The 18,520-nt window shown below is 62.6% G+C and carries 16 protein-coding genes; 2 read left to right on the top strand and 14 right to left on the bottom strand.

Annotated elements, in window-relative coordinates; all coding sequences use genetic code 11:
* Positions 1 to 54: 54 nt before the first annotated feature.
* Positions 55 to 969, top strand: coding sequence for a LysR substrate-binding domain-containing protein (locus E4O97_RS11685; RefSeq protein WP_032878959.1), 915 nt, complete (start codon positions 55 to 57; stop codon positions 967 to 969).
* A gap of 44 nt (positions 970 to 1,013) precedes the next feature.
* Here the strand turns inward: E4O97_RS11685 and madM are convergent, their stop codons facing one another.
* The 10 genes from madM to E4O97_RS11635 form a co-directional block, all read right to left on the bottom strand.
* On the bottom strand, positions 1,014 to 1,778 hold the full coding sequence (madM, locus tag E4O97_RS11680; protein ID WP_032881185.1) for a malonate transporter subunit MadM: 765 nt from the start codon (positions 1,776 to 1,778) through the stop codon (positions 1,014 to 1,016).
* 5 nt (positions 1,779 to 1,783) lie between these two features.
* Positions 1,784 to 2,176, bottom strand: a complete 393-nt coding sequence (madL, locus tag E4O97_RS11675) for a malonate transporter subunit MadL (RefSeq protein ID WP_032878957.1) — start codon at positions 2,174 to 2,176, stop codon at positions 1,784 to 1,786.
* Positions 2,177 to 2,243: 67 nt separating this feature from the next.
* Complete coding sequence (gene mdcH / locus E4O97_RS11670) at positions 2,244 to 3,143, bottom strand: malonate decarboxylase subunit epsilon (RefSeq protein WP_032878955.1); 900 nt, start codon at positions 3,141 to 3,143, stop codon at positions 2,244 to 2,246.
* The gene (locus E4O97_RS11665) at positions 3,140 to 3,736 is read right to left on the bottom strand and encodes a malonate decarboxylase holo-ACP synthase (protein ID WP_248161385.1); all 597 of its coding nucleotides are present in this window, start codon (positions 3,734 to 3,736) and stop codon (positions 3,140 to 3,142) included. The genes mdcH and E4O97_RS11665 overlap by 4 nt, the downstream gene beginning before the upstream one ends.
* Positions 3,730 to 4,500, bottom strand: a complete 771-nt coding sequence (gene mdcE, locus E4O97_RS11660) for a biotin-independent malonate decarboxylase subunit gamma (protein ID WP_248130629.1) — start codon at positions 4,498 to 4,500, stop codon at positions 3,730 to 3,732. The genes E4O97_RS11665 and mdcE overlap by 7 nt, the downstream gene beginning before the upstream one ends.
* Complete coding sequence (locus tag E4O97_RS11655) at positions 4,497 to 5,339, bottom strand: biotin-independent malonate decarboxylase subunit beta (protein WP_248161384.1); 843 nt, start codon at positions 5,337 to 5,339, stop codon at positions 4,497 to 4,499. The genes mdcE and E4O97_RS11655 overlap by 4 nt, the downstream gene beginning before the upstream one ends.
* Entirely contained in the window at positions 5,332 to 5,631 is a 300-nt protein-coding gene (locus tag E4O97_RS11650) for a malonate decarboxylase subunit delta (protein WP_025857695.1), read from the bottom strand. The genes E4O97_RS11655 and E4O97_RS11650 overlap by 8 nt, the downstream gene beginning before the upstream one ends.
* A complete protein-coding gene (locus E4O97_RS11645) occupies positions 5,631 to 6,464 on the bottom strand; it encodes a triphosphoribosyl-dephospho-CoA synthase (protein WP_248161383.1) in 834 nt (277 codons plus the stop codon). Before E4O97_RS11645 ends, E4O97_RS11650 begins: the two co-directional genes overlap by 1 nt.
* Positions 6,465 to 8,135 (bottom strand): malonate decarboxylase subunit alpha, encoded by a 1,671-nt coding sequence (gene mdcA, locus E4O97_RS11640; RefSeq protein WP_216090430.1) that lies wholly within the window; start codon positions 8,133 to 8,135, stop codon positions 6,465 to 6,467. It abuts the gene before it with no gap.
* A gap of 252 nt (positions 8,136 to 8,387) precedes the next feature.
* Entirely contained in the window at positions 8,388 to 8,642 is a 255-nt protein-coding gene (locus tag E4O97_RS11635; RefSeq protein WP_103734239.1) for a DUF6124 family protein, read from the bottom strand.
* Between the two features lie 433 nt (positions 8,643 to 9,075).
* Here E4O97_RS11635 and E4O97_RS11630 point away from each other — a divergent pair, with 433 nt between their 5' ends.
* Positions 9,076 to 9,363, top strand: coding sequence for a HigA family addiction module antitoxin (locus E4O97_RS11630; RefSeq protein WP_103734238.1), 288 nt, complete (start codon positions 9,076 to 9,078; stop codon positions 9,361 to 9,363).
* Positions 9,364 to 9,499: 136 nt separating this feature from the next.
* Here the strand turns inward: E4O97_RS11630 and E4O97_RS11625 are convergent, their stop codons facing one another.
* The 4 genes from E4O97_RS11625 to E4O97_RS11610 form a co-directional block, all read right to left on the bottom strand.
* On the bottom strand, positions 9,500 to 9,955 hold the full coding sequence (locus E4O97_RS11625) for a chemotaxis protein CheW (protein ID WP_078822552.1): 456 nt from the start codon (positions 9,953 to 9,955) through the stop codon (positions 9,500 to 9,502).
* On the bottom strand, positions 9,948 to 15,767 hold the full coding sequence (locus tag E4O97_RS11620) for an Hpt domain-containing protein (RefSeq protein WP_248161381.1): 5,820 nt from the start codon (positions 15,765 to 15,767) through the stop codon (positions 9,948 to 9,950). The genes E4O97_RS11625 and E4O97_RS11620 overlap by 8 nt, the downstream gene beginning before the upstream one ends.
* 175 nt (positions 15,768 to 15,942) lie before the next feature.
* Positions 15,943 to 17,994 carry a methyl-accepting chemotaxis protein gene (locus E4O97_RS11615; RefSeq protein ID WP_248161379.1) on the bottom strand — a complete coding sequence of 684 codons (2,052 nt, stop codon included), beginning with the start codon at positions 17,992 to 17,994 and terminating at the stop codon, positions 15,943 to 15,945.
* Complete coding sequence (locus E4O97_RS11610; RefSeq protein WP_032878938.1) at positions 17,991 to 18,515, bottom strand: chemotaxis protein CheW; 525 nt, start codon at positions 18,513 to 18,515, stop codon at positions 17,991 to 17,993. The genes E4O97_RS11615 and E4O97_RS11610 overlap by 4 nt, the downstream gene beginning before the upstream one ends.
* Between the last annotated feature and the right edge of the window lie 5 nt (positions 18,516 to 18,520).

The following is an 18,520-nucleotide window of genomic DNA, read 5'->3' as shown; positions in this document are numbered from 1 at the left end:
CGAGGGCTGCGTTTGCAGGCACAATCGAGCGCAATCGAACAAGAGCCCACGGCCATGCTGATCGACGAAGAGTTCACCCTCAAGAAGCTGGAAATCTTCCTGGCGTTCATGCGCACCGGCAACCTGGCCCGCGCCGCCGCCGAACTGCAAACCAGCAACGTCAGCGTGCACCGCGCCATCCACTCCCTGGAAAGTGCCTTGCGCTGCCCGCTGTTCAAGCATGAAGGGCGCAACCTCACCCCGCTGGAAAGCGCCTACGTGCTCGAAGAGCGTGCGCAAAAGCTGATAGCCGATGTGGTCGAGGGAGTGCGCCTGACCCGCGAAGCCGCCGGCTTCTGCGCCGAACGCTTCAAGCTCGGCTCGCTGTACTCGCTGACGGTCAAGACCGTACCGCAACTGATCATGGGCCTGAAGATCCGCCGCAGCGAACTCAATATCGACCTGATCCTGGGCTCCAATTTCGACCTGTTCTACAAGCTCAAGAACATGGAGGTGGATGCGATCCTCATCTCTCTGGACGATCACGCCACCGATCCGGACTGTGAGCAGATCGCGCTGTTCAGCGATGACATCTTCCTTGCCACACCGGCCGATTCCCCCCTGGACCGCCATCAGGAAATCGACCTGGCCGACGTGCGTGACGCCACCTTTATCACCCTCACCCAGGGCTTCGCCACGCACCAGGACGGCAACCGGGTGTTCAAGCAGGCGGGGTTCGAACCGAAGGTGGCGATGCAGGTGAACGATATATTTACCTTGCTGAGCATGGTCAGCTCGGGGGTGGGTTATGCGCTGCTGCCTGGGCGGATTGCGGCGGTGTATGAGAACCGCGTGAAGCTGATACCGCTGCAACCCAGGTATCGGTTGCAGCAGCAGATCGGCGTGGTGTTCTTGAAGGCCAAGGAGCGTGACCCGAACCTGCTGGCGTTGTTGGCGGAGTGTCGGATGTATGCCAATCGCCAGGCTTGAGACTTGCCCCCGATTGCGCCAGACCAGACAGCGAAAATCCCCAGTCAGCCCACCAACCCCCTCATCACCAAAAACAACAACGACGGCCCCAACAAACACCCCAGCGCTGTATAGAACGCCGCGGTCAAACACCCATAAGGCACCAACTTCGGATCAGTCGCCGCCAACCCGCCCGCCACGCCGCTGGAAGTGCCCATCAAGCCACCGAAGATCACCGCACTACGTGGATTGTTCAGCCCGATCAGCGGGGCCACGAACGGTGTCATTACCATCACCAAAATAGCCTTGATCAACCCTGCGGCAATCGACAGCGCCATCACCTCGGAACTGGCCCCAATCGCCGCCCCGGTAACCGGGCCAACGATATAGGTCACGGCACCGGCGCCGATGGTGGTGAGGCTCACCGCATCGGTATAACCAAACGCCATTGCCACCCCTACCCCGGCAACAAACGACGAGCCCACACCGACAAACAGAGCCAGCACGCCGACGTATCCGGCGCGCTTCAACTCATCGACACTCACGCCAAACGCCGTGGCTACAATAGCGAAGTCCCGCAGCATCGCGCCGCCCAACAGGCCAATGCCTGACAACAGTGGAATATCCACCACGCCCTTGGAGCCGCCAGTAAAAGCGCCTCCCACATACGACAACACCAGGCCCAACAGAATGGCAATGGCCGAGCCATGCAGGCGGCCTTTGGTAAAAGTGTCAGAGATCCAGTAGGAAACCCACATGGTCAGGCCGATCACGGCAAAACCACTGATCAATCCGTACCCGGTGATCACTTTCATCATCGATTCGTACATGGCGATCACCCGGCTTCTTTGGTCGGAACAGCTGCAACCGGCTCGCGGTTACCGATACGCACCAGCACCGGTACCAGGGCAAAGCCGAGCACCACGGCGAGGGTCCCGGCCAGAATCGCCATGGGCCCGCCACTGATGGCGCCATACACGTTTTGCTGGGCGGCCATCGCCACCACAATCGGGATATAAATCGCAGCCCAGAAGCTCACGCCCTGCTCCGACTTGCCGGTAAACAAGCCACGCTTGCCGAGGTAACTGCCCAGGCCAATCAGCAGCAACATGGCGATACCCACCCCGCCGACGTTAGCCGGGATACCCATCCATTTGCCCAGCAGTTCACCGACAAACAGGCCGGCCAACGTGCACAGCGCCAGAAACGCCACACCGTAGATAATCATGATTGTTGTCCTCAAAGTGCTCGTTCGAAATTGTTGTTGTTGTGCTTCGAAAGCCTTGGGTGTTGCTTTATCGGTGGCGGCGCTCCTCCTCTTGCAGCAGGGCCTGCAAGGTGTCCAGGCGTGCGCCTTCGCAGGCGATCACCGTGCCTTGTTCGAACACGCGGCGTGACAGACCAGTGAGCACCGCGCCCGGGGGCAGTTCGATTTGCAGGCGTACGCCACGCTCGTAGGCGCCTTGCACGGTGCCGCGCCAGTCGACGACGCGGCACATGTTGAAGGCCAGGTCATCGCGCAGTTGCTCGGGGTTGTGGATAGGTCGCGCGCGGGTGCTGCTCAGGTAGGTGATGCGCGGCGCCTTGAGTGGGACGAACGCTTGGGCAAGCACCTTGGCCGGCGCTTCCAGCAGCGCACAGTGGGACGGCACGCTCACTGCCAGACGCTTGGCGACGCCGTTGCCTTTGATGCGCTCGGCGACACGCTGCATCGCTTCATTGCTGCCGGCGATCACGGTCTGGTTGTCGGCGTTGATATTGGCCAGATACACCGGAGTTGCGGCGCTGTGGATATCTGCCAGCAAGGCTTCAACCGTAGATAAATCGGGGCCGATCAGGGCGGTCATGCCGTAGCCTTGTGGATAAGCCTGTTGCATCAGCTCGCCACGCAGGCTGACCAGTTTCAGCGCATCGGCGAAGTCCAGGGCGCCGGCGATGACGGCGGCCGGGTAGGCGCCGATGGACAGGCCCGCCACGTAGTCAGGCGTATGGTGCAACTGCTGGGCATGGGCAACGCCGACGATCAGCAGGCACAGTTGCACCGCACGCGTGCTCGCCAAGGCTTGCGCCGAATCGAGCCGACGAACATCTTCACCCAAGGCATCACTGGCTTCTTCCAGAACCTGGGCCGATAGCGCCTGGAGCATGCCCACGCGCTGGGCACCCTGCCCCGGAAACACCAACAAGCTGCTCATGCCACGGCCTGCCAGGGGTCAAGTACAAGGTGCGCGCCGCCAGTGGTTTTGAGCAGTACGCGGCGTGAGCCTGTGGCCCATTCGCGCAAGGCAACAGCGCCAAACGGGGTTTGCAGTTGCAGGTCCACGGCGCACGGTGCGGTGTCGAATTTCGCCAGCAATGCACGCGCCGCGTTGCGATCAAGCGGTTCGGGGGTGCGCAGGATCAAATCCAGATCACTCATGGCATGCAACGCTTCGACGCCGCTCGCCAATTCAAATCCGGCGCTGCCGCTGACGCCCCAGTGATACTGCGCCAACACTGGCTGCAGTTGATCGAGCGCCCGCAGCGCCGGTAAATCCCGTGGCGAGATCACCTGGCGCAAGTCTTCGGGCGCCACGCGCCGTTGCACCGCAGCAACAGGCATCACCGCCCCATAACGCTGCTCACGCAGACGCCCACGTACGCCAACCGCCACTTGACCTGCTTCGGTAATGGCGCGCCGCACCACTACTGGATGGCCGGCGCTCAGCGCGTCCCGCGCCCAGGCCGGAGCATCCGCAGGCAGGTGCGCCGGGGTCATGCCCCAGAGCAAGTCATGGGCGTTCACCATTGTTCCCGCAGCAGTTGGCGTACATGGCTTGAGGCGGTGCGATTAGTCGCACCGAGACGTCCTTTTAAATCGGGTTGCACGACATCTTTGATCGCCTGCACCAGGCAATCGCTGACCCGCGCCACATCGTCCGTTGTCGGCTGTTCAATCTGGCTCACCGACAAGGTCTCCCAGAGCAAACCCAGGCTGGCATAACTGTCGATGTCATAGGCCATCGGCGGCACACTGGCGGCCAGGGCTTCCAATTCTTCGACGCTACGCAGGGTCACCCGCGCAGCCGAAGCCTTGCCCATGGCATGCACCATCACCCCAGGGTCGCGCAGGGCGATCAAGCGATTGGCCTGGTAACCGTGGGCCAGGAATGCGCCAGACATGGCCTTGCCCACCAGCAGTGCAATCACCGGGTGGCCGGCCAGGCGTGCGCGGGCGTAGCTGTCGGCAGCGGCGGCCAGGGCCTGGTGGATGCCGAGGGCTTCTTCACGGCGACCATAGGCTTGGCTGGGCACATCGACGATGGCGATGATGGGGCGTTTGTCACCCGTCACGATGGCTTCATCGACGGCCTTGGCTAGCCCCCAACCTTCCAGCAACCCGACTTCGCCATTGCGCGCACGCGGGAAGCGGTTATTCGGGTCGGTGACCACGGCGATAAAGCGCACCGCCTGTTCACCCAATACGCCGTCTGCGACTTTCAATGAGTCCGGCAAGCCGTCTACGAGTGTCGCGCCGACGCTCAATGCGTTGAACCACTGCAACCCTCTCATGAGCGTTCTCCCTGATACAGAGCGCGAACCGTCGCGGGCTCGATTTGCGCCGCTGTGTCGAGTTCGGCCAGCCGCGCCAGGTAGAAATCAGCGCGCCGGCTGCGGGGTTGTTCGGGCGCCCCGTGTTGCAACAGCGCGCTCACGGTCTGCTGGATCTGCACCACATCGTCCGCCACGTAACGGTCGGCCAAGCCACTGTTGAAACGTTGTTCGCCGCCGGTGAGGCTCCAGATAAACGGGCGGTCGCGGGAGTCGTATTCTTCCAGCCCGGCCTCCTGTTCGATCACCTGCGGTCCGTTCAGCCCCAGGCGCGCTTCGCGGGTGACCACCAGGTAACTGCACAGTCCGGCCGCGATGGACATACCACCAAAACAACCGACACTGCCCGCCACCACACCGACCACCGGCTGGTACTGGCGCAGGTCGACAATCGCCGCGTGAATATCGGCAATCGCGGCAAGGCCCAGGTTGGCTTCCTGCAAGCGCACCCCACCGGTCTCCAGCAGCAGCACGGCGCGGGTCGGTATGGCGTTGCGGTTGTCTTCGGCGGCCAGTTCCAGTGCCCCCGCGATTTTTGCGCCACCGACTTCACCGAGGCTGCCGCCTTGGAAATTGCCCTCGATAGCGGCGACCACTACCGGCAAACCGCCGATGCTGCCCTTGGCAATCACCACACCGTCATCCGCCTGGGGCACTACGCCCTGGCGGCTGAGCCACGGCGACATGACCCGTTGGAACGGGTCGATCAGTTCACGATAAGTGCCAGCATCCAACAACGCCTTGGCGCGCTGCCGCGCACCGAGTTCGACGAAGCTGTGTTTGTTGAGCAAATCAGTCATGGCCGACCTCCTCGAAACCTTGCTCCAGGCGCAAACGCACCACGCCGGGGGTGGCGCCGAAATCGTGGATATCGATGTTCAAGGCAGGTGGCGTCTGCTCCTGGAAGATGCGTTCGAACAGGTGCTGCCAACGTTGCTCGGCGCCGTTGACCGAGGTCTGCACTTGGATGGTCAGCGTGCCGGGAGTGCCCGGCTCCAGCAGCACTTCGAGGTCGCCCGAACCGACGCAACCCACCAGCGCGCGGCCTTTTGGCGGCTGGCCCGCGGGGAATTCAAAGGATAAGGTTTCCATCACAACGCTCCGTCGAGGCGGTCGATAAACAGGCAGGCGGCGAGCAAGTCGGCAGCGCCGCCAGGGGAGGCATTCAGGGCCAGGAGTTGCTGGTCCAGTGCGTGCAGTTGGCGACGGCCCGCGAGGGTTGCGCTACCGCCAGCGTCGAGCACGGCCTGGGCGCCCTGTTGCATGGTGGTCAAGCCTTCGTAGCCAGCGCGGTAGAGCACGCAGGTGTCGGCCAGCTCGGTCATGATCGCGAGCAAGGCATCCAGGCGGGAATTTTGCTCACCGGCGTTTTGCCCGCGGCTTTTATGCAGTTGCGGCAGGCCGCGTTGCATCACCGAGGGGAAACCCCGCTGTGCTTCTTCGCGAGCACCGCGTGCGCCGTAGCGCTGGGCGACCTGTGCGCCGTGGCTCAGCGGTTGCGGCGCGAAGCGGTCTTCGAGCAGAGCTAGTTTGGCCGCGGTCAGGGTTACGGCGCGTGGTTGCAGCGCCGCTGCTGCGGTGAGCAAACCAAGGGCCCAGATCGCACCGCGATGGGTATTTACGCCGTGGGTGGTGATGAGCATCGCTTGTTCGCCTTCGCGACCTATACGGCCGAGCGCTTCACGCAGGGGTACACCGACTTCACCAAATTCAAGGGCGGCCTCGGCCATTTCCTTGAACATCGGCCACAACGACAGCGCCGAGGCGTGCATCAGGCCCAGGTGCAAATCGCTGTGGGCGCCGTTGCCGCGCCGGTCAACCAAGGCGGGTTTAGGCGACAAATCCGCTTCATCGATCAGCGCGTCGACGGCCATATCCGCCAGGCGATCGGCCAGGCTCAATTCATGCTGTTTTAGAGCGCGCATTTACCAGCTCCTGAATTTGGCGGGCGGGTTGTACAAGCCACCGGACCACTCCACCAGATCGGCTACGCTCTTGGCAGCCAGCAACTCGCGGGTGGCGTCGGTGCGGCGGATACCCAAGTCTTCGGGCAAGGCGATCAAGCCTTCGCGACGCATACGGGCGGTGTCCTTGGGGTTATGGCGCATACCGATTGCCGTCACCCCGGCGACGGCAGCGATCATTGCCTGGCGCTCTTCCAGGGAGCGCGCCTTGTAGAGGTAGGCGATGCCTTCTTCGGTGAGCAAGTGGGTAACGTCGTCGCCGTAGATCATGATCGGCGCCAGGGGCATGCCGCTTTTACGTGCCACTTCCACCGCGTCGAGGGTGTCGACAAAGGTCGGTTTGCCGCCCTCCTGGAAGGTCTCGACCATTTGCACCACAAGTTTTTTGCCGCGCTCAAGCAAGGCCTGGGGCGCATCGTCATGGCGCATATCCAGCCAGGCCGGTGTGCCGTGCCGACGACCACGTGGGTCGTGGCCCATGTTCGGCGCACCACCGAAACCGGCAAGGCGGCCACGGGTCACGGTGCTGGAATGCCCATCGCCATCCACTTGCAGGGTGGCGCCGATAAACAGGTCCACCGCGTACTGGCCGGCCAGTTGGCAGAACATGCGATTGGAGCGCATCGAGCCATCGCGGCCGGTGAAGAACACATCCGGGCGGGCGGCGATGTAGTTTTCCATGCCCAGCTCGGTGCCGAAGCAATGCACGCTCTCGACCCAACCGCTTTCAATCGCCGGGATCAACGTGGGGTGTGGGTTGAGGGTCCAGTTGCGGCAGATCTTGCCCTTCAGACCCAGGGATTCGCCGTAGGTGGGGAGGATCAATTCGATGGCGGCGGTGTTGAAGCCGATGCCATGGTTGAGTGACTGCACATTGTGTTTTTCGTAGATGCCACGGATCGCCATCATCGCCATCAACACATGCACCGGCTTGATATGGCGCGGGTCGCGGGTGAACAGCGGTTCGATGTAGAAAGGCTTGTCGGCCACCACCACGAAATCCACCCAGCTTGCGGGGATGTCCACACGGGGCAAGTCGGTGACGTCGTCCACCAACTGGTTGACCTGCACAATGACGATGCCATCGCTGAACGCGGCGGGTTCGATCAGCGCCGGGGTGTCTTCGGTGCTGGCGCCGGTGTAGATATTGCCGGCACGGTCGGCCATGAAGCCGGCCGAGAGCACCACGTTGGGGATCAGGTCCACCACCAGGCGCGCATAGAGTTCGATGTAGGTATGGATCGCGCCGATTTCCAGCAGCCCGTCTTCCAGCAACTGGCTGATGCGCAGGGATTGAGTGCCGGCGAAGGAAAAGTCGAGCTTGCGGGCGATGCCTTTCTCGAACAAGTCCAAGTGCTCGGCGCGCCCGACACTGGGCATGATCATGTGCAAATCGTGGAGCTTGGCCGGGTCAGCCTTGGCCAGGGAGCGCGAGAGAAAGTCGGCCTGCTTCTGGTTGTTGCCCTCCAGCACCACGCGGTCGCCGGGGAGGATCAGCGCTTCCAGGGCCTCGACGATCCTGTCGCTGGGCAACACCGCCCCGTCTGCATACTGTTTGACCAGCCCGAGCCGCCGCTGCTTCTCGTCGCGCCGCCGCGTCCAGCGCGAGTCGGGGGTGATGGTTGTTGTCATGGTCGCTCCACGGGGTTTGCTGTCGTGGGGCTGTACCTTAGGAGTGAATTTAGGTGCTATCAATCAAGCTCAGCGGCAGACCGTTACGCCTGGAGTAACAAAGCTCAAAATGTGGGAGGGGGCTTGCTCCCGATAGCGGTGTGTCAGTTGACAAACTTATTACTGACCCACCGCAATCGGGAGCAAGCCCCCTCCCACATTTGCTCAGCGTTGCTTGTTAGATATCGGTCCCAAACAAGGACCGATCAGTCCCTATTTGGGACCGTTTGAAAATTCCGGCGAATGGCTGATTTGCTCAAGTGCCCTATCGACCAACAACTGACCAAACTCTGCCATTTGCTGAATCCCGAGCATGATGGCGCGCTGGGAAGTGTCCAGGTCAAAGGCCAGGTTGCAGGTGAGTGCGTTGAGGGAGGACAGGGTTTCACTGGCGTTGACCAGCAGGGTTTCGGTGGTTTGGTGGGGGTTGACGGTGAAAAGGGGTGGATTGGGGGTAGGTTTGATCATGATGAAACTCCTAAACAGTGAGTAAGGAGCGCCACCGTTCGCTTGCACGCGAATGAGGGTGGCGACCGTGCGCAGGTGTGCAAGACCGGGCCTGTTTAGGACACCCAGCAGGTCCGAAGACCTCCTGCGCGCAGCCGCCATAAAGCAGCGAGCACAAAAAACGCCCGTTGGATGGCTGGGCGTTTGCACGCCTAAACAGTTTCGTCGGACTTGCACGTCCGTGTCACCGTTTTTTGCGATGACGGGACAAAGACTAGGCGTGCGGACCTCTCACCACAAGTTCATGCGCGGCCCAAAATCTTGCAGGAAAAATCCGAAGCCTTTTATGTCGAAGGGCGTGCAGGAAGTTTCATACAGCGTTTTGGGGTTGTTGCTTGGAACTGGTCCTTCTAGCCTTCGCGGTTGAATGCCCATAGTCGAAGGACGTACCAACATGCCGATGCACAACCCAACTCACCCAGGTGAAATTTTACTTGAGGACGTTATCCCAGCCTTGGGCATCACCATTACCGAGATGGCGCGACGTCTTGGCTTCGCCCGCGAGACTTTTTCAAGGATCTTGCATGGCCACGCCCCGGTCAGCCCGGACCTTGCCGTTCGGTTGGAACGGGCTGGCGTGAGTAAAGCCCAGTTATGGTTGTCGATGCAAAGTGCCTACGACCTATGGCAGGCCGAGCACCGGGAGCAGCCAGTGATTGAACGGTTTGCGCGGATTGATTGAGATCTTGGGCCAATCACAATTCAGTGTGGGAGCTGGCTTGCCTGCGATAGCGGTGGGTCAGTTGTTGATGCAGTGACTGACAAGCCGCCATCGCAGGCAAGCCAGCTCCCACATTGGAATTTCACAAGGCTTAGGATCAGTCCAGACCGGACTCTACCAACAACGCTTCAAGCCCCATCAAATCCGGCACCTTCGCCACCTGCTCGCCCACCTGCACCGCCGCCAGTTCCAGTGGGCACAGCGGCACGTCCACATAGCTCAATTCGCTATCGAGCTTGTAAGAGCGGGGAATGCCTTGGATCACCAGCGCAATAAACTTCAACGTCGGCCTTCCACCCAAGGCATTCAACACTACGATCCGGGAACGTTCGCCGGTCACGCTGGCTTCACCGCACACGGCTTCAAAGCTGATCAAGGGGATTTGCCGATCACGCCAGGTCACTTGCCGCAGGTACCACGGCGGTGCATCGCTGGCCGGTTCGCCGCGCTGGAAGTCGATCAGCTCTGCGATGGCCACGTTGGGCAGCACCAGGTGGCGGTCGGCCAGGGGCAGCAGCAGGCCGGTGAGTTGGCTGGCGCGGTGGTCAAGCATGGGACTTGCTCCAGTAGGCGATGCTTTCCAGCAGCACCGACTCTTGGTACGGCTTGCCGAGGTAGTCGTTGACGCCAATGGCCATGGCGCGGTCGCGGTGTTTCTGGCCGGTGCGCGAGGTGATCATGATGATCGGCAGGCGCATCAGGCGCGGGTCATTGCGTATCTGGATGGCCACTTCGAAGCCGTCCATGCGCGGCATTTCGATGTCGAGCAGCATCAAGTCGGGGGTGTGTTCCTCGAGCACGGCCAGGGCGTCGATGCCGTCCTTGGCGGTAAGCACGTTCATTCCATTGCGCTCCAGCAGGCGGCTGGTGACTTTGCGCACGGTGACCGAGTCGTCCACCACCAGTACCAGCAGCGGGCGTTTTTTCAGCGGGTCGTTGAGGACCAGTGGCACATCCACTGCCTGGGCCGGCAAGGCCGGTTGGCGGGCGCGGATATGCGCGAGCAGGTCAATGATCAACACCACGCGGCCATCACCGAGGATGGTCGCACCGGGCACGCCCTGTACCCCGGCAAACTGTGGTCCCAGGCCCTTGACCACGATCTCGCGAGTGCCGGCCATGGCATCCACATGCACCGCTACGCGCCGTTCATTGCAGTGCACCAGCAACACCGGCAGCGGTTGGTATTGGCCGAGCAGTTTCGGGCGGCTGACGGTGTGCAGCAGATCCCCCAGGTAAAACAACTCGTAGCGCTGGCCGGCGTATTCATAATGCGGCGGGTCTTGCTGGTAGTGCCCGGCCAGTTCGTGGGGCAGTACGCGCACCAGGCCTTCAAGGGTGTTGAGGGGAATTGCGTACTGGTCGTCTGCGCATTGCACCATCAACGCACGGTTGACCGACACGGTAAACGGCAGGCGAATACGAAAGTGCACGCCCACGCCTGGGGTCGAGTCGATCACCATCGAGCCGCCGAGCTGACGCACTTCTTCGTGCACCACGTCCATGCCCACGCCACGCCCGGAGATCTGGGTGATTTTTTCTGCCGTGGAAAAGCCCGGCTGCAGGATGAACTGCAGCACGTCGCGGTCGCTGATGGTTTGATCCGGGCCGAGCAGGCCGCGCTTGATCGCCTTGCGCCGCACCGCTTCAAGGGGCACGCCGGCGCCGTCGTCACGCATGTCGAAGACGATGTCGCCGCCTTCGTGGGTCAGGTCCAGGGTAATGCGCCCCTTTTCCGGCTTGCCCGCCTGCAACCGCACCTCGCGCGATTCCAGGCCGTGGTCGACGGCATTGCGCAGCATATGTTCCAGTGGCGCCGCCATGCGTTCGAGCACGTTGCGGTCCATCTCGCCTTCGGCATTGCCGACGATGAACTCCACGTCCTTGCCCAGCTCTTGCGCCACTTGGCGCACGATGCGCTTGAGGCGTGGCAGCATCCGCTCGAAAGGCACCATGCGCGTGCGCATCAGGCCCTCCTGCAATTCGGTGTTGATGCGCGCCTGTTGCTGGAGCAAATCGTGGGCATCCTGATGGCGCTGCTCCAGGGTGTCCTTGAGGTCGAGCAGGTCGGAGGCCGATTCGGACAGCGCGCGGGACAGCTGCTGCAACTGCGAATGGCGATCCATTTCCAGTGGGTCAAACTCTTCGTAGCCCAGGCGTTCGGCCTCGGCCTGCTGACGACTGAGCAGGCGCCCCTGGGTTTCGCTGTCGAGCCGGCGCAATTGATCGCGCATCCGCTCGATGGTGGTTTGCACTTCATTCAATGCAATGCGCGCATCGTTGACTTGCTGCTCGATACGGCCACGGAAAATCGAGGTTTCACCGGCGAGGTTAACCAGGTCGTCGAGCAGTTCGGCGGAGATTTTCACCATGTCTGCAGCGGGGTCGACCGCCGCTTCAGCCTTGCCCGCAGGCAACGCCACGGGCACCACCGGCTCTACACTGGGGTGCACCAGGCTTTTGATGCGCTCGATAAGTTTGTCCACCGCCCCCACCGGCAGCCCATCCGCTACAGCGTCGACCATCTGTGCCAAACGATCATGGCAACCTTGCAGCAGCGCAAACAGCTCTGGGGTCGGCGCCAGCAACCCGGCGGATAGCCCCTCGTAGAGAAACTCCAGCTCATGGGCCAAATCGCCAATCGGCCCGATCTCTACCATGCGCGCCCCGCCCTTGAGGGTGTGCAGGTCACGCAGCAGGGTTTCGACTTCCTGGCGGTTGCCCGGCTCGGCCTGCCAGCGCAGCAACGCGCTGCCTGAACTGTCGAGGATATCGGCGGCCTCTTCGAGGAAGATATCCAGCAATTCAGGGTCTGCACCTGAGGCCGGCGCCGCCGCAGCCGGAGTCGCCGGCGCGCTGTTTTGGCGCAGCTCACGCAGTTTGGCGATCAGCTCGGCAGCGTCGCTCAAAGGCTGCTGCTGTTGCAGTTCTTCCAGTTGCAAAGCCAACCGTTCGTGGCTGGCCATCAGCACCTGGGACAGCTCGGGGGTGTAACTGTAGCGGCGGTCCACCAGGCCCTCGTACAGGCACTCCAGCTCATGGGCCAAGTCGCCCACCGGGTCGATTTCGGCCATGCGCGCACCGCCCTTGAGGGTGTGCAGGTCCCGTTGCAGTGAGGACAACGGCGCGGCGCTTTCGGGCTCCAGCAACCAGCGCTTGAGGGACTGCCCGGCACTGTCGAGGATATCGACGGCCTCCTCAAGAAAGATGTCGACAATCTCATCATCCATGGCTGTTTGCTGATCCAACTGCGCAGTGGCAGCACCCAGTTCCGAAATGCTCAGGGCGCGGCTGCCGTCGCTTTTGATCAGGCCGGTGGCGGACGGGTCCAGCGCGTCATCCAGCAACGCGTGCAAGGCTTGTACCCGCGCAGGTGCCGGGCTGATTTCCTGGCCGGCAGCCAGTTGGTCGAGCATGTTGATCAGCGCCTCATGGGCCTGTTCCGCCTCATGGAAAAACCGCTCGCTGACCGCCAGGCTGCTTTCTTCCACAGCGCCATACAGGTCGAGCAAGGCCTCGCACAACGCGTCGATAGCGTGCAGGTCGGCGATGTGCGCGCCCTCCCCCAAGGTGGTCAGCTCATCCAGCAAGGCGGTCAGTTCCTGGCGTTCGCCGGGATGTTGCTGCCAGCGGCGCAACAGGTTGTCGGCGTCGAGCAGAATGTCCATGCCCTGGGCCAGGAAGTTGGTGATCAGATGCCGATTGCGCTTGATCGGCAGGCCGCTGCCAGGGGCTTCGAGCAGCGCTGCAAGCTGCTGGTCCAACAGGCTTTGGGTGCGTCCGATCAGATCCGCTGCGCCCTGGATGGGTGCCAGGGGATCGCTGTCCAGGTCGCGCAGGCCACGCTGGAACAGCCCTTCGGCTTCCAGCAGCAACTCCACTTCGTCCAGGTCCAGGGGCAAGCGATGGGCCTTGTATTCGCGGGTCAGGTGGTCGAGGGGGCGCGCCAGTTCGGCGATGGGCGACACCCCGGCCATGTAGGCACTGCCCTTGAGCGTATGCAGGGCGCGTTGCAGTTCATCACTGACCTGCAACGGCACCTGCTCGGCGGCGTGGTGCAGGAAGTGGTTGAGGCTGTCCAGATGGCTCTGGGCTTCGTTACGGAAGATCTCCATCAGCATCGGATCATGGGGCTCGCCAGCGGTTGTTGCCGCGCCACTGGCCAAGGCATGGGCGCGGGCGGCCAGGGCGTCGACTTCGTCGCGCTGGCGTTGGTCGTCGATGGCAAAATCGGCGATCAATTCCGGCAGCACAGCCACGGCCTCATCCAGCACCTGCTGCACCTCGGCGCCAAGGGCGACGCTGCGTTCCAACACACGGTTGAGCAGGTTTTCCACGGCCCAGGCCAGTTCGGCCAGCACCAGGGCACGGACCATGCGACCGCTGCCCTTCAACGTATGGAAGGCGCGGCGCATTTCGCCCTGGGCGGTTTTGTCCGCACTGTTGGGCAGGTTGCGGTGCAGCACGTCGAGAACTTCGTCGGTTTCTTCGAGGAAGACTTCGCGCAGCTCATCGTCAATCGGCTCTTCACCTGCCGGCGGTGGCAGCAGGCTGCCGGGGCGTTGCAGGGCAGGAGGATTAAGGCCTGACGTGGGGCTTGCCAGTGCGTCAAATTGGGATTGGCTCGGTGCCTGTTCGGTCGACAGTGCGCCATCGGGCGCGACCAATGCCTGGCGCCAGGGTTTTTCGGCCGGCAGATAACCCAGCGCCGCCAGGCTTTGGGTGGCCCGCTCCAGCACACGCTCGCCAGCGGCGTCAGGGTCTTGGAGCATGCGTTCCAGGTAATACTCCAGGCTGCTGATCACATCGGCGAACTGCTCCAGTTGCACCGGCGAAGGCGCGACGTCGCTGATCATCAACTGCTCGTCGACATAATCGGTGCAGCCGCGCATCAGGCTCGCCGCACGCGGCAAAGGGATCATCGCCAGCGCGCCACGCACCTGGCTCAGCAATTGCGGCAAGGATTCCAGACGCTGGCGGTCCCAATGGGCTTCGACGCAGTCGATCACCAGTTCCTTGGCTTGTTTGAGGCACTGGCAGGATTCAGCAATCACCAACTGATGGATCTGGGTCAGGTCGGTGGTGGGCAGCCGGCTTTCTTCGCGGCTTTGCGGCTCCACCGTGCCGATCATGCCCGCCAGCGTGGCTTCGACGTAGAGCAACGCGCCTGCCACGTCCATCAGCACCGCGTCATTGGGTTCGCGTTGCCCCTGGGCCAGGCTCAGCACGACGGCCAACTGGTCGATGATCACTTTGCGCGGCTGGCCAAAACCCAGTACGGCGAGGGTGTCGGCGATCTGCCGCAGGGGCGCCAGCAGTGCGTCGAGTTCGTCGATGTGCTGGCGGTCGCTGCGTACGAACAGATCGAGGCGCTCCTTGACCCGCACCAGTTCCTCACACAAGGCACCGAGCACCGACCCCATGGCATTGCGGTCCGGCCCGGCCATTCGCGCACGCTCGGCGTCGACCACGGCGCTGTCGGGCAAAGCTTCATCCAGGCCATAGCGCTCTTTAAGGCTTTGCATGCGCGGCGTCGGTCGGGTGACTTTGGCCACGTAAAACAACAGGCTTTTGAGCAGCTCATCCGGCGCAGGCTGATTGATGCCGTCAATGCCCTGGGCCAGCAGGCGCTTGAGTTGTTTGCCGCTGGCCTTGAGCAGGCTGCGCAGCGCCGGGCTGTTGGCGACCACGCCGGTCAACATGCCCTCGACCAGTGCCGAGGCCACCTGCCACAGCGGTAACAACGGCGCGCCCTGGCACAACGCCTCAAGGCGTGCGAACACCCGCGCCATATCTTCCAGGTTGCTCGGGCCGTGGTCTTCACGCAGCAACCCGGCGAGGGCTTGTTGCAGCAAGGGGTGCCATTGGCGCAACTGCTCATGCAACTGCGGCGTTGCTCGTTGGGCCAGTGTTTCATCAGGCAGCGGCGCGATCGACAGCAGTTGCGGGCTGAACAGGCTGGTTTCAGACAACAGGCTTTCACCCCGCGCAGTGCGCAGGTCGTTGAGCAGCGGCAGTACCACCAGCGGCAGGTCGCGGCGGGCGCTGTGTACGCGGTCCAGGTACAGCGGCAACTGGCCGAGGGCTTGTTGCAGCAGGCGGATGCTTTCTTCGCGCTGGCTGACGCGACCGGTCTGGAGCGCCAGGGCCAGTTCCTCGATCTCTTCGGCCAACAGCGCCGCGCCGTAGAACTCGACCATTTGCAGCGCGCCATGCACCTGGTGGATCCCGGCCAGGCAATTGTCGAGGGTGTCGCCGTCGCCGGTTTCAACGTAAGCGTCCAGCGCCGAACGGGCCTGTTTCAGGGTTTCGGCAATGTCGCCCTTGACCCATTCGAGGGCCACGTAGTCGTGCCGATCAACCATAACTGCTCCGCTTAGAATTCGTGGGTTGCTGGTATCTCACAAACAATGGAGATCCAATGTGGGCGCTGGCTTGCCTGCGATAGCGGTGGGTCAGCAATACATCTGTATTTGACAGACCGCTATCGCAGGCAAGCCAGCTCCCACAATTGGACTGTTGCGTTCTTCAGGTCGTATTTCAATCGTCCACCTGCTTGGGTGGCGGCAAGGTGAAACCCGACACCGACCTGCGCAACTGACTGGCCATCTTCGCCAGGTTACCAATGCTCTCGGCGGTCGCGGTCGACCCCGACGACGTCTGTGTGGTGATCTGCTGGATCACATTCATGGTCAGGGAAATCTGCCCGGCCGAAGACGTCTGCTGCTGCGCCGCATTGGAAATGCTCTGGATCAGCGCCGCCAGGGTTTTCGACACGCCTTCGATCTCTTCCAGCGCGACCCCGGCATCCTGGGCCAGGCGTGCGCCGCGCACCACCTCGGTGGTGGTCTGCTCCATGGAGATCACTGCTTCGTTGGTGTCGGCCTGGATCGCCCGCACCAGAGTTTCGATCTGCCGGGTGGCCGCCGACGAGCGCTCGGCCAGGCGTTGCACCTCATCGGCCACCACCGCAAAACCGCGCCCGGCATCGCCTGCCATGCTGGCCTGGATCGCGGCGTTGAGGGCGAGGATATTGGTCTGGTCGGCAATGTCGTCGATCAGGCTGACGATGTCGCCAATTTCCTGGGATGACTCGCCCAGGCGCTTGATGCGCTTGGCGGTGTCCTGGATCTGTTCGCGAATGTTGTCCATGCCATGGATGGTGTTGTGCACCACCTCGTTGCCTTTGTTGGCGATCTCAACCGAGCGCTCTGCCACCGCTGAGGACTCGGCGGCGTTGGCCGATACCTGGTCGATCGACTGCGCCATCTGGTTGATCGCGGTAGACGCTTCGGCAATCTGCTGCGCTTGATGTTCCGACGCCTGGGCCAGGTGCATGGCGGTGGCCTGAGTGTCTTGCACCGCACCGGCGACTTGCCCGGCCGTCAGGTTGATGGTGGCGACCAGGTCACGCAATTGATCCACGGAATAGTTGATCGAATCGGCGATGGTGCCGGTGAAGTCTTCGGTAACCGAGGCGGTGACAGTGAGGTCGCCGTCGGCCAGGTCTTCGATTTCATCCAGCAGGCGCATGATCGCGTTCTGATTGCGCTCGTTCTTCTCGGCGGTTTCACGCAGTTGGCGGTTGGTCTCGCGCACCATCACCAAGCCGATCAGGATGATCGAGGCCAGCGCCAGCAGGCCCAGCAGATAGCCGCCGATGGTGTCGAAACTGCGCCCGCCGGCGAGGTTTTCAAAACCGGTGGCCAGGTGCGAGGCTTCATCGAGCAGGGTTTGCGACAGGTTGAAGATATGGCTCGCCGAAGCCCGCACCTGGAATAACTGCGGCGAGGTTTCGAGGATTTCATCCACGGAGCCTGAGACAAACTCGAACAGCTCGGCAATCTCCACCAGCCGCGTACGGGCGTCAGAGTCTTCGACCTGAGTGATACGCAGCCCGGGGTTGCCGTTGAGCATACCGTTGAGCACCACGCCAAAACGGTTGGCGTCGCGACCGAAGGCATCGGCGGCCTGCACGGCGGTTTCATCGCCCGCAAGCACGGTGTTGACCGCCCCCAGGATCCGTTCGGCCAGCAGCGACTGGCGCTGGGCCAACGCCACCTGGCTGGCCGGGGCGCCGCGTTGCAGCAGGATATCGACGACTTTTTCCGACTCCATTTGCAGTTGCGGCACGGTTTCGGCCAGGGTCGCAGCCACCTGGTGCAGGGACAGAACGGTCTGCTCGCTGGCGAGGATCGCATCGGTGTTTTTCAGCAGCGCTTCCCAGTCGGTCTGCACGGCACGCATTTCGGCGCGCACCGCGCTGGGTGCGGCGGGCAAGCCGGTTTGCGGATCACCCTTTTTCAGGTAGCCCCAGCGCTGGGCAAAATCGTTGCGCGCCTCGCCCAGCAGCTTGAACGCGGCGGCCTTGCCGGCGGCGGCTTCGGTGGCGTTCTTGGCAATGCGCTGGGACAGCACGCGCAGCTCACCGGCGTGGCCGATGTACTGCTTGTCGTAGGTGGACTGGGTGTTGAGGTACGCAAAGTTGGCGAACAGCAACATGATGAACACGATCAAGGCGATAAACAGCACAATGATCTGCGAACGGCTGCGCGAAGCGGCCTGGGGTTTGGGCGTAGTAACGGTGCTCATGCGGCGACATCCATGAAGCCAGGGGCCTGGGCCAGGGCGAAGGGGCTGAAGACTTGCCACTGCGGGTCGCCGTCGAACTGGCCCTGGATAAACGGCGCGCCGGACGCGGTGCTGGCCATCCAGGCATCCAATGGGAAGTGCTGCATACCGACCACTTCGTCTACCAGCAGCCCGACAAACACGTCATTGAACTCCACGACCAGCACCCGCCTTTGCTTGCGCGCCTTGGATAACTCAAGGCCAAGGAAACCGCCCAGGTCCAGCACCGGCAGCAAGCGCCCGCGCAGGTTGGCCACGCCCTTGACCCAGGGTTTGACCCCCGGCATCAAGGTGCAGCGCGGTTCATGCAACACCTCGGCGACCTCGCCCATGGGCGCCACGTACCAGTGTGGCCCCAGGCGAAAGCCGATACCGCTCCAGCGTTGCAGGCGGGTTTCCTGGGACGGCAGGTCGGCGGCCAGCAGGCGGCAACGGCGGTCGATGTCCAGCAGCAGCTCGAAGGCGGTTTGCGACTCGGTCATGATCG

Source organism: Pseudomonas sp. W15Feb34, assembly GCF_023127765.1.
GTDB classification, from domain to species: domain Bacteria; phylum Pseudomonadota; class Gammaproteobacteria; order Pseudomonadales; family Pseudomonadaceae; genus Aquipseudomonas; species Aquipseudomonas synxantha_A.
This window is presented reverse-complemented; position numbering and strand designations above follow the sequence as displayed.